Origin of the sequence: Rathayibacter sp. Leaf299, assembly GCF_001423055.1 — a bacterium.
GTDB classification, from domain to species: domain Bacteria; phylum Actinomycetota; class Actinomycetes; order Actinomycetales; family Microbacteriaceae; genus Rathayibacter; species Rathayibacter caricis.
The window spans coordinates 1-14,775 of sequence record NZ_LMNT01000004.1 but is presented as its reverse complement, the minus strand read 5'-3'; the positions used below and the strand labels follow the sequence as shown (position 1 = coordinate 14,775).

Below are 14,775 nucleotides of genomic sequence, written 5' to 3'. Positions count from 1 at the left end.
CTGGTCGAGTAGCCGCACAGCGGCGTATCGAGACCCACGTCCCCCCGGCCTCGTCCCGTTCCGCTCTCTCCGGACAGGGACGAGCCTGACCGCCCCACAGGGCACGCGGGAAGCCCCGCGCGACCCCTCGCCTACACTGGGGGATCGTGTCCGACAGCAACCCGATCACCGACGAGGCCGTCTCCTCAGCCGTCGCCGAGGCGCTCACCGCTATCAGCGCGGCCGGCGACTCCGCTGCCCTGAAAGCGGCCCGCTCCGCCCACCTCGGTGAGGGCTCCGCCCTCGCCCGACTGAACGCGCAGATGCGCTCCGTGCCCCCCGAGGCCAAGGCCGCCTCCGGCAAGCTCGTCGGCTCCGCCCGCAAGCAGGTCGGCGACGCCTACACCGCCCGCGAGGCCGAGCTCGTCGCCGCGGAGGAGTCCGCCGCCCTCGACGCCGAGCGCGTCGACGTCACCGCCGGCGCGTCCTTCCGCCGCGTCGGCGCCCGGCACCCCCTCTCGCTCCTCCAGGAGACCATCGCGGACGTCTTCGTCGGCATGGGCTGGGAGATCGCCGAGGGCCCCGAGCTCGAGAACGAGTGGTTCAACTTCGACGCCCTGAACTTCGACGAGGACCACCCGGCCCGCGCGATGCAGGACACGTTCTTCGTCGATCCGGTCGACTCCCATCTGGTGCTGCGCACGCACACCTCGCCGGTGCAGATCCGCTCCATGCTCGAGCGCGACCTGCCCGTCTACGTCATCGCACCCGGACGCGTGTACCGCACCGACGAGCTCGACGCGACGCACACCCCTGTCTTCACGCAGTTCGAGGGGCTGGCCGTCGACCGCGGTCTGACCATGGCGCACCTCCGCGGCACGCTGGAGCACGTCGCACGACTCCTGTTCGGCGACGAGGCCCGCATCCGCTTGCGACCCAACTACTTCCCCTTCACCGAGCCCAGCGCGGAGCTCGACATCTGGCACCCGACGTTCGTCGGCGGCGCCCGGTGGATCGAGTGGGGAGGCTGCGGCATGATCAACCCGAACGTGCTGCGCGCGGCCGGCATCGACCCGGAGGAGTACTCCGGGTTCGCCTTCGGCATGGGCATCGAGCGCACGCTGATGTTCCGCAACGACGTGAAGGACATGCGCGACATGGTCGAGGGCGACGTCCGCTTCAGCGAGCAGTACGGGATGGTGATCTGATGCGCATTCCGCTGAGCTGGCTGGGCGAGTACGTCGATCTGGAGCCGGGCACGAGCACCGAGTCGGTGCACGCCGCGCTCGTCTCCGTCGGTCTCGAGGAGGAGGACGTCCACCGCTTCGACGTCTCCGGACCCGTCGTGGTCGGGCAGGTGCTCGAGTTCACCCCCGAGCCGCAGAAGAACGGCAAGACCATCAACTGGTGCTCCGTCCGCGTCGCCCCCGAGGGGGAGACGGCAGCCGACGGCGGCGAGGACGTCCGCGGCATCGTCTGCGGCGCGCACAACTTCGTCGCGGGCGACAAGGTCGTGGTCTCTCTTCCCGGTGCTGTTCTGCCCGGCCCGTTCCCCATCTCCGCGCGGAAGACGTACGGTCACGTCTCGGACGGCATGATCGCGTCGAGCCGCGAGCTCGGCCTCGGTGACGACCACGACGGCATCCTGCGCCTGGCGACCCTCGGCATCGATCCCGAGGTCGGCACCGACGCGATCGGACTGCTCGGCCTCGACGACGCGGCGGTCGAGGTCAACGTGACCCCCGATCGCGGCTACGCCTTCTCCCTCCGCGGCATCGCCCGTGAGTACGCGCACGCCACGGGAGCCGCGTTCCGCGACCCCGCCCTCGCGGTCACCGGCGTCGAGCGCTCCGAGCACGCTCCCGTGTTCCCCGTCTCGATCGAGGACGGCGCGCCGATCCGCGGCCGCGACGGCGCCTCGGTCTTCGTGACCCGCGTCGTCCGCGGCGTCGACACCGCGCGTCCCACCCCGCCCTGGATGGTCGCGCGCCTGCGCCTCGCCGGCGTGCGGTCGATCTCGCTCGTGGTCGACATCACCAACTACGTCATGTTCGAGCTCGGCCAGCCCCTGCACGGCTACGACCTCGACACCCTCCAGGGCGGCATCGTCGTGCGGCGTGCGCAGCCGGGGGAGACCCTCGAGACACTCGACGGGCAGACCCGTCGGCTCCACGCGGAGGACCTGGTCATCACCGACGACGGCGGAGCGATCGGTCTCGCCGGCGTCATGGGCGGCGCCCGCACCGAGATCGGCGGGGCGACCCGGGACGTCCTGATCGAGGCTGCGAACTTCGATCCGGTGTCCGTCGCGCGCACCGCCCGCCGGCACAAGCTGCCGAGCGAGGCCTCCCGCCGGTTCGAGCGCGGAGTCGATCCGCTGGTCGCCCCGATCGCCGCGGCCAGGGCCGTGCAGCTGCTCGTCGAGCTCGCCGGCGGCACGGCGGACGAGCTCGGCTCGTCCCTGACGGGCTCGGTCGCGCCGCCCGTCCTCGAGCTGCCCGACGGCTACGTGTCCGCCCTCATCGGGGTCGATTACACGCCGGAGGAGATCCGGAGCTCGCTCGTCGAGATCGGTGCGAGTGTCGAGGCCGGCAGCGCCGGGCTCCTCGTCACTCCGCCGAGCTGGCGTCCCGACCTCACCGACAAGGCGACGCTCGCGGAGGAGGTCGCCCGGATCACCGGGTACGACCGCATCCCGTCGATCCTGCCCGTCGCTCCTCCCGGCCGCGGTCTGACGACCGGGCAGCGCCTGCGCCGGACGATCGCGCAGACGCTCGCCGCCCAGGGGCTCGTCGAGGTGCTCTCGTACCCGTTCCTGTCGCGGTCGATCAACGATCGGCTCGGCTCGCCGACCGGCGATTCGGTGCAGCAGGTCACACTGGCGAACCCGCTCGACGCGACCGCGGCGCAGCTGCGCGTCACGCTGCTGCCCGGCCTCGTGCAGGTCGCCGCGCGCAACCGCTCCCGCGGGCTGACCGATCTGGCCCTCTACGAGACCGGCACCGTGTTCCTCCCCGACGCCGACGCGCCGTTCGGCTCGGCCGAGCTGCCGCGCGGCGCCGAGCGGCCCTCGGCCGAGGTCGAACGGTCTCTCAACGCCGGCATCCCGCCGCAGCCGCTGCACGTCGCCGCGCTGCTGACCGGCGCCGCCGTGGAGCGCCAGCCCGGTGTCGCCCAGCGCGACGTCGACTGGCGCGACGCGCTCGACGTCGTCCGTGCGGTCGGTGCGGCCGCCGGAGTCGAGCTCGAGATCCGCCAGGGCGCCCACGCGGCTCTGCACCCGGGACGCACCGCCGAGGTCCTGCTCGCCGGCGCCGTCGTCGGCTGGGCGGGGGAGCTGCTGCCCTCGCTGGCAGAGGAGCTCGGTCTGCCGCGCCGGGTCGCCGTCGTCGAGATCGACCTCGATCCCGTCCTCGCCCGCGCGGGTGGCGTCGTCGTCGCGCGTCCGGTCGGGGCCCTGCCCGCCGCGACGCAGGACCTGTCGCTCGTCGTCTCCGTGGAGGTGCCGGCGGGCGAGGTCCGCTCGGCCGTGGCCGAGGGGGCCGGGATGCTGCTGGAGTCGCTGCGACTCGTCGACGACTACCGGGGTGCGGGCCTCGAGCCGGGCACGAAGTCGCTGACCTTCGCGCTGCGTTTCCGCGCCGCTGATCGCACTCTGACGGCCGCCGAGGCGACCGCGTCGAAGGAGAGCGGAGTCGCTCTCGCGGCCGAGCGCTTCGGCGCCCGCCTGCGCGACTGAGCGGGCCGGCCGTCCGCCCCGCGGAGCAGGCGGCCGGACCGATCGCGTCGCCCGCACGGACTAGGCTGTCGGGCATGACTTTTTCCGTGGCGGTGGCCGGTGCGAGCGGATACGCGGGCGGCGAGCTGCTGCGCCTGCTCGCCGATCACCCCGAGTTCGAGGTGCGGACCGTCACGGCGCACGCGAACGCCGGCCAGCCTCTGATCGCTCTCCAGCCGCACCTGCGGTCGCTGCGTCACCTGACGCTGGTCGACACCACGACCGAGAACCTCACCGGTCACGACGTCGTGTTCCTGGCACTGCCGCACGGACGGTCCGGAGAGATCACCGCGACCCTCCCCGAGGACGTGCTCGTGGTGGACTGCGGCGCCGACCACCGGCTGAGCGACGAGCAGGACTGGGCCGACTACTACGGCGGCGAGTTCGCCGGGGCGTGGCCGTACGGACTCCCCGAGCTCCTGATCGGCGGCGGCGGACGCAAGCAGCGCGAGCTCCTCCGGGGCGTGCGGCGGATCGCGGTGCCCGGCTGCAACGTCACGGCCGTCACCCTCGGTCTCGCGCCCGGTGTGCACGCCGGCGTGATCGAGGCCGCGGACCTCGTCTCCGTGCTGGCGGTCGGCCCCTCCGGCGCGGGCAGGACCCTGCGGACGGATCTGCTCGCGAGCGAGCTCCTCGGCTCCGCTCACGCCTACGGGCTCGGCGGCGCCCACCGCCACAACCCCGAGATCCGGCAGAACCTCGCGCTCGCGGGCGCCGGCCCCGTCTCGATCTCCTTCACCCCGGTGCTCGTGCCGATGTCCCGGGGCATCCTCGCCACGTCGACGGCGCGGCTCGCGCCCGGGGTGTCCGCGCACGACGTGCGCGCCGCCTGGGAGGCCGCGTACGCGGACGAGACCTTCGTGCAGCTGCTGCCGGAGGGCGTGTTCCCACGGACGGCCGACGTGGTGGGGGCGAACACCGCCCTGGTCGGCATCGGCGTCGACGAGCGCGCCCGCCGGGTGGTCGCGGTGACCGCGATCGACAACCTCGTGAAGGGCACCGCCGGCGCGGCGATCCAGTCCACCAACATCGCCCTGGGCCTCCCCGAGTCCCTGGGCCTCAGTGTGAACGGAGTCGCCCCGTGAGCGTCACGGCAGCAGCGGGCTTCGAGGCGGCGGGCGTCGTCGCGGGTCTCAAGTCGACCGGAGCGCGCGACATCGCGCTCGTCCGCAACCTCGGCCCGCTGCAGAACGCGGCCGCCGTCTTCACGAGCAACCGGTGCAAGGCGAACCCCGTGCTCTGGAGCGAGCAGGTGATGCGCGACGGAGTCGTGTCCGCGATCGTCCTCAACTCCGGCGGTGCCAACTGCTACACCGGATCGCAGGGCTTCCAGGTGACGCACCGCACGGCCGAGCTCGTCGGCGAGCTGCTCGACGTCGCGGCTGGTGACGTTCTCGTCTGCTCGACCGGGCTGATCGGCGATCAGCTCGACCTCGCGAAGATCACCGGCGGAGTGACGGACGCGGCCGCGGTCCTCGCGGGAGCGACCGGCGACGAGGCGGGCGACGACGCCGCCCGCGCGATCATGACCACCGACACCGTGCCCAAGCAGTCGACGGTCCGCTCGGACGACGGCTGGAGCATCGGCGGCATGGCCAAGGGCGCCGGCATGCTCGCACCGGGCCTCGCGACGATGCTCGTGGTGATCACGACCGACGCCGTCCTCGACTCCGCCGAACTCGACGCGGCGCTGCGATCGGCCACTCGCGTGACCTTCGACCGGCTCGACTCCGACGGTTGCATGTCGACCAACGACACCGTCGCGCTGCTGGCCAGCGGAGCGAGCGGGGTGCGCCCGTCCGTCGACGCGTTCGCCGCCGCCCTCACCGAGGTCTGCCGCGACCTGACGCTCCAGCTGCAGGCCGATGCGGAGGGAGCCGCGCACGACGTGGCCATCCGCGTGCTGAACGCCGCGAGCGAGGACGAGGCCGTGGTCGTCGCCCGCGCCGTGTCCCGCAGCAATCTCTTCAAGGCCGCGATCTTCGGCAACGACCCGAACTGGGGCCGGGTCCTGGCGGCCGTCGGCACGACCGACGCCGAGTTCGACCCCTACGGCATCGACGTCGCGATCAACGGGGTGCAGGTCTGCCGTGCCGGCGAGCCCTTCGAGAGCCGCGACCTGGTGGACCTCGCACCGCGGGCGGTCTCGGTCGACATCGACCTGCACGCGGGAGGGGCCACCGCGACCATCTGGACGAACGATCTCACGCACGACTACGTGCACGAGAACTCGGCCTACTCGAGCTGAGGCGGACATGGACCACGACACGCACACCGAGGCGGAGGGCACCGCCCTGCGCGCCGACGCGGGCGCGAAGGCGGGCACGCTCATCGAGGCGCTGCCCTGGCTGAAGCGCTTCCACGGCCGCACGATGGTGATCAAGTTCGGCGGCAACGCCATGGTGTCGGAGGAACTGCAGCGCGCCTTCGCGCAGGACATCGTCTACCTGCGGTACGCCGGCATCCGGCCGGTCGTCGTGCACGGGGGAGGGCCCCAGATCACGCGGATGCTGGACAGGCTCGGCATCATGAGCGAGTTCCGGGGCGGGTACCGCGTGACGAGCCCCGAGGCGATGGAGGTCGTCCGGATGGTGCTCACCGGGCAGATCAGCCGCGACATCGTCCGCCGGATCAACGAGCACGGACCGCTGGCCGCCGGGATCTCCGGGGAGGACGCCGGGCTGTTCCTCGGCCGCAGGCGCGGTGTCGTCCTCGACGGTGTCGAGCACGATCTGGGGCTCGTGGGCGATGTGGTCGCGGTCGACCCTGCCGCCGTGCTCGCGCAGCTCGAGGCCGGCCGCATCCCCGTGGTGTCGTCGATCGCGCCCGACTCCGACGATCCGACGCAGTCGCTGAACGTCAACGCCGATGCGGCCGCTGCCGCGCTCGCGGTGGCTCTGGGCGCCGAGAAGCTGGTGATCCTGACGGACGTCCCCGGCCTCTACTCCGACTGGCCGAACCGCGACTCCCTCGTCTCGCAGATCTCGTCCGACGAGCTCATCGCCCTGCTGCCCTCCCTCGAGTCGGGCATGATCCCCAAGATGACGGCGTGCCTGGACGCGGTGCAGGGCGGGGTCCCCAAGGCGGCGATCATCGACGGTCGTCTGCCCCACTCCGTGCTCCTCGAGGTGTTCACGAGCGAGGGCGTCGGCACCGAGGTCGTCGCCTCCCCGCCGACGGTCGACCGGGAGCGAACGTCGGGCCGCTGACCTCTCAGCGGCCCCGGCTCCGAGCGCCGATCCATCCGGATCCGCGCACCGACGGCCCCCTCGGCCGGTCCGTTCGCTCAGAAAGGCTCGCCATGTCCTCCGACTCCGTTCTCACCGACTCCCGCACCGACGAGGCGCGCGACCGCTACGCCGCGGCGATGATGCGCACCTTCGCCGCTCCGCTCGCGGTCCTCGAGCGGGGCGAGGGCTGCCGCGTCTGGGACGTCGACGGGCGCGAGTACCTCGACTTCCTCGGCGGGATCGCGGTGAACTCGCTCGGTCACGCCCATCCGGTGTTCGTCGAGGCGGTGGCCCGTCAGGCGGGCGCGATCGCCCACGTCTCCAACTACTTCGCCACCGCGCCGCAGATCGCGCTCGCCGAGAAGCTCCGCGAGCTGAGCGGAGCGGGTGACGCGGGCCGTGTCTACTTCGCGAACTCCGGCACGGAGGCGAACGAGGCCGCGTTCAAGCTCGCGCGGCTGAACGTCCAGGGCGGTCCGCGGCCACGGATCCTCGCTCTGCACGGCGCGTTCCACGGCCGCACCATGGGCGCACTGGCGCTGACGGCCAAGGCGTCCATGCGGGCGCCGTTCGAGCCGATGCCGCCCGGAGTCGAGCACATCGACGCCACGGTCGAGGCGCTCGAGCGGGCGATCGACGGCTCGGTCGCCGCGCTCGTCGTCGAGCCGATCCAGGGGGAGGCGGGAGTCGTCCCGCTCCCGGACGGCTTCCTCCAGCGGGCTCGCGAGCTCACCCTGCAGCACGGCGCGCTCCTGATCGTCGACGAGATCCAGACCGGAGTGGGGCGGACCGGCCACTGGTTCGCCTACCAGAGCGCCGGGATCGTCCCCGATGCGATCACGCTCGCGAAGGGACTCGGCGGCGGCTTCCCCATCGGCGCGCTGGTCACCTTCGGTCGAGCGTCCGAGCTGTTCCAGAAGGGGCACCACGGCAGCACCTTCGGCGGCAACCCCCTGGCCACCGCGGTGGCAGCAGCCGTGATCGGCGAGATCGAGCGGGCCGAACTGCTCGACAACGCCCGGCAGCGCGGGGCGCAGATCGTGCGCGCCGTCGACGCCATCGGCTCGCCCCTGATCGGCGGCGTCCGCGGAGCGGGGCTGCTCCTCGGGATCGCCCTGACCGAGCCCGTCGCGGCCGAGCTCGCCGCCGCGGCCCTCGCCGAGGGCCTGATCGTCAACGCGGCGAACGAGACGAGCATCCGCCTCGCGCCTCCTCTCATCATCACCGTCGACGACGTCGACGACTTCGCCGTTCGCTTCGGCCGCGCTCTCGCGGCGATCACCTCCGACCACTCCTCCACCGAAAGCGACCCCCGCCCGTGACCCGCCACTTCCTCCGCGACGACGACATCACCCCCGCCGAGCAGGCCGAGATCCTCGACCTCGCCCTCGAGCTCAAGCGCGACCGGTGGTCGCGCACACCGCTGCAGGGTCCGCAGACCGTCGCCGTGATCTTCGACAAGTCCTCGACGCGCACCCGGGTGTCCTTCGCCGTCGGCATCGCCGACCTCGGCGGGTCGCCGCTGATCATCTCGACGGCGAGCAGCCAGCTCGGCGGCAAGGAGACCGCGTCGGACACCGCGCGCGTCCTCGAGCGGCAGGTGGCCGCGATCGTCTGGCGCACCTACGCGCAGTCCGGACTCGAGGAGATGGCGCGAGGCACACGGGTCCCCGTCGTCAACGCGCTGTCCGACGAGTTCCACCCGTGCCAGCTGCTCGCGGATCTGCTGACCATCCGCGAGCACCGGGGGCGCCTGGCCGGGCTCACCCTGACCTTCTTCGGCGACGGAGCGAGCAACATGGCGCACTCCTACCTGCTCGCGGGTGCGACGGCCGGCATGCACGTGCGCATCGTGTCTCCCGAGAGCTACTCTCCCGACCCCGCCGTGCTGGCCGACGCCCAGCGCATCGCCGCGGGCACGGGCGGCTCGGCGACCACGACGACCGATCCGGCCGAGGGAGCCGCCGGCTCCGACATCGTGATCACCGACACCTGGGTCTCCATGGGCAAGGAGGAGGAGAAGGCGGAGCGCGTCGCGACGTTCGGCGACTACCGGGTCGACGCCGGCACGATGGCCGCCGCCGCCCCCGACGCCCTCTTCCTGCACTGCCTCCCGGCAGACCGCGGCTACGAGGTCACCTCCGAGGTGATCGACGGGCCGCAGAGCGTGATCTGGGACGAGGCCGAGAACCGGCTGCACGCCCAGAAGGCGCTCCTCGTCTGGCTCCTCGAGCGCGCGGGCGAGCCCGCCGCCGCTCAGTAGACTCGACAGCCGACCCCGAGGAGAACCATGACGGAACGACCCTCCGCCCGCGCGGGCGAGGCCGGCGCTCTCTGGGGCGGCCGGTTCGCCGGCGGCCCGTCGCCCGAGCTCGCCGCTCTCTCGAAGTCGACGCACTTCGACTGGCAGCTGGCCGCGTACGACCTCGCCGGCTCCCGTGCCCACGCGCGAGCACTCGCGGCCGCGGGCTACCTCGACGACGCCGAGCTCTCCGGGATGCTGGCCGCACTCGAGCGGCTCGGCGCCGCCGTCGCCGAGGGCCGCTTCGTCGCGGAGGACTCGGACGAGGACGTGCACGGCGCGCTCGAGCGGGGTCTGATGCTCGAGGCGGGCCCCGAGCTCGGCGGCAAGCTGCGCGCGGGCCGCTCCCGCAACGACCAGATCGCGACCTTCGTCCGGATGTACCTCCGCGACCACGCCGCGGTCATCGCCGAGCAGGTCGTCCAGCTGATCGACGCGATCGCCGCACAGGCCTCGGCCCACCCCGGCGCGATCATGCCCGGACGCACGCACCTCCAGCACGCGCAGCCCGTGCTGCTCGCGCATCATCTGCTCGCTCACGCGTGGGCGCTGCTGCGCGATCTGGAGCGACTGCGCGACTGGGGCGTCCGCGCGGACGTCTCGCCCTACGGCTCCGGTGCCCTCGCCGGCTCGACGCTCGGTCTCGACGCCGAGGCGGTGGCGCTCGAGCTCGGCTTCGCCGCGAGCGTCCCCAACTCGATCGATGGCACCGCGAGCCGTGACCTCGTCGCCGAGTTCGCCTTCGTCGCCGCGATGATCGGAGTCGACGTCTCGCGGATCGCGGAGGAGATCATCCTCTGGAACACCCGCGAGTTCGCCTTCGTCACCCTCGACGACGGCTACTCGACCGGGTCCTCGATCATGCCGCAGAAGAAGAACCCCGACATCGCCGAGCTCGCGCGCGGCAAGGCGGGCCGTCTGCTCGGCAACCTGACCGGTCTGCTCGCGACGCTCAAGGCGCTGCCGCTCGCGTACAACCGCGACCTCCAGGAGGACAAGGAACCGGTCTTCGACTCGGTCACGACCCTCGAGGTCCTGCTGCCCGCGTTCAGCGGGATGATCGCGACGCTGACCTTCCACACCGAGCGGATGGCGGAGCTCGCTCCGCAGGGCTATTCGCTCGCCACCGATGTCGCCGAATGGCTCGTCAAGAAGCACGTCCCGTTCCGTGACGCGCATGAGATCACGGGCGAGCTCGTGAAGGCGGCGGAGCAGAGCGGCCTCGGCCTCGAGGAGCTCGACGACGAGGCACTCTCGGCCGTGTCGCCTCTGCTCACGCCGGACGTGCGCTCCGTGCTCTCCCTCGAGGGCTCCGTCGCGAGTCGTGACGGCGTCGGCGGAACGGCGCCGGACCGGGTCGCGGAGCAGCTCGCCCGGCTGACCGAGCGCGTGCGCGTGGTGCGCTCGTCGCTCCGGGGGGAGCGCTGATGACCCTGCGTCGCGACGACGACGACGATCAGCGTCCGACGCTGCGCCCCTGGCAGCAGCGCACGCTCGTCGTCGTGGCCTCGGTGATCATCGTGGCCGTCGTCCTCATCACCGTGATGACCGGCCAGAGCTTCTTCTAGAGCGTGCTTCCGCCGATCGACCTGAGCCGCTCCGCGGTGGACGTCGCGCCGGATCTGCTCGGCTGCACCCTCGTGCACCGCACGGGCGAGGGTTCGGTGGCGGTCCGTCTCACGGAGGTCGAGGCGTACCTCGGCGTGGGGGAGGACCCCGGCTCGCACGCCTACCGGCGGCGCACCGACCGGACGGCGCCCATGTTCGGCCCTCCCGGCACCGTGTACGCGTACTTCACCTACGGCATGCACACCTGCGTCAACATCGTCTGCGCTCCCGAGGGAACCGCGTCCGCCGTGCTCCTGCGCGCGGGCGAGATCGTGGGGGGAGTCGCGCTCGCGAGATCGCGGCGGGGCACCGCGCCCGATCGGGATCTCGCGCGAGGACCGGCACGACTCGCGCAGGCGCTCGGGGTCCTGCTCTCGGAGACGGGCGATCCCCTCGAGGCGTCGTTCGAGCTGCGGCCGCGATTTGGTCCGGTGAGGGTGCTGGCCACGCCGCGGACGGGGGTGGCGGGACCCGGAGGCGGCCCCGAGTTCCCGTGGCGGTTCTCGATCCCCGAGGAGCCGACGGTCTCGCCGTACCGGCCCGCTGTGCCGCGTCGGCGACCGGGCGGCACTCAGCCCGTCAGGTAGATCCGCCCCAGAACGCCCAGGGCCGCCGCCCAGGCCAGGCTCGCGAGAGTTCCGATGATGAACCGCTCGCGCGCCTCCGGTGAGGCGAGCTCGCTGAACCGCCCGACGCCCTTCACGGCGACCACGACGGCCACCCCCTCGGGGATGCCGCTCATCAGGGCGCCCGCGGTGGCGAGGCGCTCGAGAAGACCGATGGTGGTGCCGCCGCGCAGGACCTCGATGGGCTGGCCGATGGCGGTCGGAGCAGCGGTCGCCGGGCGCGGGGCGGCGATCATGATGCCGCCGTGGACGCCCGCCCGCGCATCGGCGGTCGCGAGATCGAGGGTCAGCAGCACGGCGGGTCCGCCCCCGAGGATCGCGAGGGCGAAGGCGAGAGTGGCGACGAGGAGTGCGACGGGCGCGGGGGCTGCCACTGCGCCCAGTCCCGTCAGCAGGAACGCCGCGGCGACTCCGCCGAGGGGGATCCACGCGAGAGCGGGTCCTCGCAGCCGCAGGGCGAGGACGGTTCCGACGAGCGCCGCGACGAGGACGAGGACGACCCCGGTCGTGGCGGCGGTCTGCACCGTGGCGGCCACGGTGTCGCTCAGTGCTGTGCGGGGCGGGATCATCGCTCGGTCCTTCCGTCGGTGGGGTCGAGCGTACGGTCGACCACCGTCAGCAGCCGGACGAGGGCGTCGGCGGCGGGTCCGTCGACCCGAGCGCTCGCCGCGCGGACCCGGAGGCTCACCGCCTGCGGAGTCACGGAGAGCTGTGCGGCGGCCTCCTTCTGGCTCCGCCCGGCTGCGAGGAGGTCGATGATCTCCCATCCGGCGTCCGATCGCGCATCGCGCAGGTGCAGCAGCGGATCGAAGAGCGCCTGGGCATCGGGGACCGAGGGGAAGGCCCCGCCTCTCGCGTCCGGGTCGAGCGCGAAGCGCGCCGGCCTGCTCTTGGCGCTCTCGACCGCGCGCCGGGCCGCGAAGAAGGCGTCGCCGGTCGCGGCTCTGATGGTGCGGGGGAGGGGGCGCTCGACGGGGCCGATCCCCAGGCCGATGCTCCAGTGGCCGCTGCGGTGGAGCGCGAGCACGAGGGGGACGACCGCGCTCGCCGATTCGAGGACGCACTGGAACTCGTCGCCGGCGGTGCGCTCCGGAGGCAGCACCAGGTCGTCGGGTCTGTCGGCGGTCAGTCGCGCGATCGCGTCGTCGACGCGGTCGGCGTCGTGGCGGCTGTCGCGCTGGTCGGCGGTGATGACGAACATGGGGGCCTCCGTGATCAAGTATCCACACTTGATTCGGCGGGATCAAGCCTCCGCGCTTGATCCGGCCCGCGGTCGGCGTCCGACCGACGGTACCCTTGACCGGTGATCGATCAGGCACCCACCGGCTCCGCTTCGCATCCCCTGCTGGACCCGAGCTTCGACAACGTCTGGGACGAGATCGTCTGGCGCGGCTCGGTGCACGTCTCGACGGATCGGGAGGCGCTCCGGGAGCTGCTCGCCGGCGACCCGATCACCTACTACTGCGGTTTCGATCCCACAGCGCCGAGCCTGCACCTGGGCAACCTCGTGCAGCTGATCCTGATGAGGCGCTTCCAGCTCGCGGGGCACCGACCGCTCGGTCTCGTCGGCGGGTCCACGGGGCTGATCGGAGACCCCCGCCCGACGGCGGAGCGGACGCTCAACACCCGGGAGACCGTGTCCGAGTGGGTCGAGAAGCTCCAGCGGCAGGTGTCCCGGTTCCTCGCGACCGACGGGGACAACGCGCTGCGCCTGGTCAACAACCTGGACTGGACGGCACCGCTCTCGGCCATCGACTTCCTGCGCGAGATCGGGAAGCACTTCCGGGTCGGCACGATGATCAAGAAGGACGCCGTCAGTGCGCGCCTCAACTCGGACGCCGGCATCAGCTACACCGAGTTCAGCTACCAGATCCTGCAGGGCCTGGACTTCCTCGAGCTCCACCGCCAGTACGGCTGCGTCCTGCAGACCGGCGGGAGCGACCAGTGGGGCAACCTGACGAGCGGCACCGATCTGATCCACCGCACCGACGGGGTGTCGGTGCATGCGATCGGCACTCCGCTGGTGATGAACTCCGACGGCACGAAGTTCGGGAAGAGCGAGGGGAACGCCGTCTGGCTCGATCCCGAGCTGACGAGCCCGTTCGCGTTCCACCAGTTCTGGCTCAACGTCGACGACAGCGACGTCGTCGACCGGCTCAAGGTGTTCACGTTCCTCCCCAGGACCGAGATCGAGCGCCTCGCCGAGGCGACCGCGACCGCCCCGTTCAAGAGGGAGGCGCAGCGCGCGCTCGCGTGGGAGGTCACGTCGCTCGTGCACGGCGAGGACGTCACGCGTGCGGTCGAGGCCGCCGCCTCCGCCCTGTTCGGTCGCGGCTCGCTCGACGGGATCGACGCCGGGATCCTCCGGGGTGCGCTCGCCGCCGTGCGCACCATCGAAGCGGACGCCTCCACGCCCGTGATTCAGGCGGTCGTCGAGGCGGGACTCGCGACGAGTCTCGGCGAGGCGCGTCGAGGCATCGCCCAGGGGGGGATCTCCGTGAACAACACCGTGGTGACCCAGGACTCCACCCTGCTGGGCGACCTCCCGCTGATCGACGGGATCGCCGTGCTGCGCCGCGGCAAGAAGAGCTTCGCCGGCGCGTTCGTCGCACCGGAGGCGTGAGGCGACACGCCCGGGTTGCGGGCGATTTGCGGCCCCGCGAAACATCGACGTAATGTAACTCCTCGTCACCCCAAAGGAGCGGCGAGCGAGAGTCGGACGCAGAGCGTCGAGACCAGTTCGTCGGCCTCAAGCGGGGACCATCCTCTCACTCCGAGGTCTGTTAGAGATTCGTCTCTTGAGGGCTGAGGATCGTGAGCGTAAGATGTACAGCCTCTGCAGGACTTTGGTCCCGGCTTCGAAGCGACATCGCCACCGGCAACGGCGGCGACGAGCGGATGAAGGCTTCGGAAGGCGATCGTGACGATCGTCGTGCTCCTCGTGAACACGGCAGTCGGATCGAAAGCTCCCGGCCGCTGACATCACAAAGAAGCCGATTTGACACGGCCTGCGGATGTGCTAAGTTAGTCGAGTTGCCACGGGGGCGATCGGAACTGCGGTTCTGATAAGCCTAACCGGTCTCGGCACAGGAAACAAATCGAGGGCCTTAGGGTCTTCGCTAATACTTCGATCACTCTCGTTGTGAAGCTCCTCTGTGGGGTGGAGGCGGGGTGTGTCCGATTCTTGAGAACTCAACAGCGTGCACTATGTTCAATGCCAATTTTATAACCCCGGCCGGGTTTTGTGATCCG

13 protein-coding genes are annotated in these 14,775 nt (G+C 71.7%); 11 read left to right on the top strand and 2 right to left on the bottom strand.

What is annotated here, in order from left to right:
• Nucleotides 1-146 precede the first annotated feature (146 nt).
• The 10 genes from pheS (at nucleotide 147) to ASF48_RS14430 (ending at nucleotide 11,484) form a co-directional block, all read left to right on the top strand.
• On the top strand, nucleotides 147-1,187 hold the full coding sequence (pheS, locus tag ASF48_RS14470) for a phenylalanine--tRNA ligase subunit alpha (RefSeq protein WP_055793278.1): 1,041 nt from the start codon (nucleotides 147-149) through the stop codon (nucleotides 1,185-1,187).
• A complete protein-coding gene (pheT, locus tag ASF48_RS14465; protein WP_055793275.1) occupies nucleotides 1,187-3,718 on the top strand; it encodes a phenylalanine--tRNA ligase subunit beta in 2,532 nt (843 codons plus the stop codon). Before pheS ends, pheT begins: the two co-directional genes overlap by 1 nt.
• Before the next feature lie 74 nt (nucleotides 3,719-3,792).
• Complete coding sequence (gene argC / locus ASF48_RS14460) at nucleotides 3,793-4,842, top strand: N-acetyl-gamma-glutamyl-phosphate reductase (RefSeq protein ID WP_055793272.1); 1,050 nt, start codon at nucleotides 3,793-3,795, stop codon at nucleotides 4,840-4,842.
• Nucleotides 4,839-6,005 (top strand): bifunctional glutamate N-acetyltransferase/amino-acid acetyltransferase ArgJ, encoded by a 1,167-nt coding sequence (argJ, locus tag ASF48_RS14455; protein ID WP_055793262.1) that lies wholly within the window; start codon nucleotides 4,839-4,841, stop codon nucleotides 6,003-6,005. Before argC ends, argJ begins: the two co-directional genes overlap by 4 nt.
• 7 nt (nucleotides 6,006-6,012) lie before the next feature.
• Nucleotides 6,013-6,966: an acetylglutamate kinase gene (gene argB / locus ASF48_RS14450; protein WP_055793259.1), complete on the top strand. Its 954-nt coding sequence runs from the start codon at nucleotides 6,013-6,015 to the stop codon at nucleotides 6,964-6,966.
• A gap of 92 nt (nucleotides 6,967-7,058) precedes the next feature.
• Nucleotides 7,059-8,309: an acetylornithine transaminase gene (locus tag ASF48_RS14445; RefSeq protein WP_055793256.1), complete on the top strand. Its 1,251-nt coding sequence runs from the start codon at nucleotides 7,059-7,061 to the stop codon at nucleotides 8,307-8,309.
• On the top strand, nucleotides 8,306-9,250 hold the full coding sequence (argF, locus tag ASF48_RS14440; RefSeq protein WP_055793253.1) for an ornithine carbamoyltransferase: 945 nt from the start codon (nucleotides 8,306-8,308) through the stop codon (nucleotides 9,248-9,250). Before ASF48_RS14445 ends, argF begins: the two co-directional genes overlap by 4 nt.
• A gap of 27 nt (nucleotides 9,251-9,277) precedes the next feature.
• Nucleotides 9,278-10,717: an argininosuccinate lyase gene (gene argH / locus ASF48_RS14435; protein WP_055793250.1), complete on the top strand. Its 1,440-nt coding sequence runs from the start codon at nucleotides 9,278-9,280 to the stop codon at nucleotides 10,715-10,717.
• The gene (locus ASF48_RS19455; RefSeq protein ID WP_157603180.1) at nucleotides 10,717-10,857 is read left to right on the top strand and encodes a hypothetical protein; all 141 of its coding nucleotides are present in this window, start codon (nucleotides 10,717-10,719) and stop codon (nucleotides 10,855-10,857) included. The genes argH and ASF48_RS19455 overlap by 1 nt, the downstream gene beginning before the upstream one ends.
• A 3-nt stretch (nucleotides 10,858-10,860) precedes the next feature.
• Nucleotides 10,861-11,484 (top strand): DNA-3-methyladenine glycosylase, encoded by a 624-nt coding sequence (locus tag ASF48_RS14430; RefSeq protein WP_055793247.1) that lies wholly within the window; start codon nucleotides 10,861-10,863, stop codon nucleotides 11,482-11,484.
• Here the strand turns inward: ASF48_RS14430 and ASF48_RS14425 are convergent.
• Both ASF48_RS14425 and ASF48_RS14420 read right to left on the bottom strand, forming a co-directional pair.
• Nucleotides 11,469-12,092, bottom strand: coding sequence for a hypothetical protein (locus ASF48_RS14425; RefSeq protein WP_055793244.1), 624 nt, complete (start codon nucleotides 12,090-12,092; stop codon nucleotides 11,469-11,471). The two genes, ASF48_RS14430 and ASF48_RS14425, sit on opposite strands and share 16 nt — an antisense overlap.
• Nucleotides 12,089-12,724 (bottom strand): hypothetical protein, encoded by a 636-nt coding sequence (locus ASF48_RS14420; protein ID WP_055793241.1) that lies wholly within the window; start codon nucleotides 12,722-12,724, stop codon nucleotides 12,089-12,091. Before ASF48_RS14420 ends, ASF48_RS14425 begins: the two co-directional genes overlap by 4 nt.
• Nucleotides 12,725-12,826: 102 nt before the next feature.
• On the opposite strand from ASF48_RS14420, the gene tyrS reads away from it, so the two are divergent.
• Complete coding sequence (gene tyrS / locus ASF48_RS14415) at nucleotides 12,827-14,146, top strand: tyrosine--tRNA ligase (RefSeq protein ID WP_157603179.1); 1,320 nt, start codon at nucleotides 12,827-12,829, stop codon at nucleotides 14,144-14,146.
• Nucleotides 14,147-14,775 lie beyond the last annotated feature (629 nt).

What these genes read in the sequence shown, in the direction of transcription:
- pheT (WP_055793275.1), top strand. Translation starts at nt 1,187, where the DNA reads ATGCGCATTCCGCTGAGCTGGCTGGGCGAGTACGTCGATCTGGAGCCG.
- argC (WP_055793272.1), top strand. Translation starts at nt 3,793, where the DNA reads ATGACTTTTTCCGTGGCGGTGGCCGGTGCGAGCGGATACGCGGGCGGC.
- argB (WP_055793259.1), top strand. Translation starts at nt 6,013, where the DNA reads ATGGACCACGACACGCACACCGAGGCGGAGGGCACCGCCCTGCGCGCC.
- ASF48_RS14445 (WP_055793256.1), top strand. Translation starts at nt 7,059, where the DNA reads ATGTCCTCCGACTCCGTTCTCACCGACTCCCGCACCGACGAGGCGCGC.
- argH (WP_055793250.1), top strand. Translation starts at nt 9,278, where the DNA reads ATGACGGAACGACCCTCCGCCCGCGCGGGCGAGGCCGGCGCTCTCTGG.
- ASF48_RS19455 (WP_157603180.1), top strand. Translation starts at nt 10,717, where the DNA reads ATGACCCTGCGTCGCGACGACGACGACGATCAGCGTCCGACGCTGCGC.
- ASF48_RS14425 (WP_055793244.1), bottom strand. Translation starts at nt 12,092, where the DNA reads ATGATCCCGCCCCGCACAGCACTGAGCGACACCGTGGCCGCCACGGTG.
- ASF48_RS14420 (WP_055793241.1), bottom strand. Translation starts at nt 12,724, where the DNA reads ATGTTCGTCATCACCGCCGACCAGCGCGACAGCCGCCACGACGCCGAC.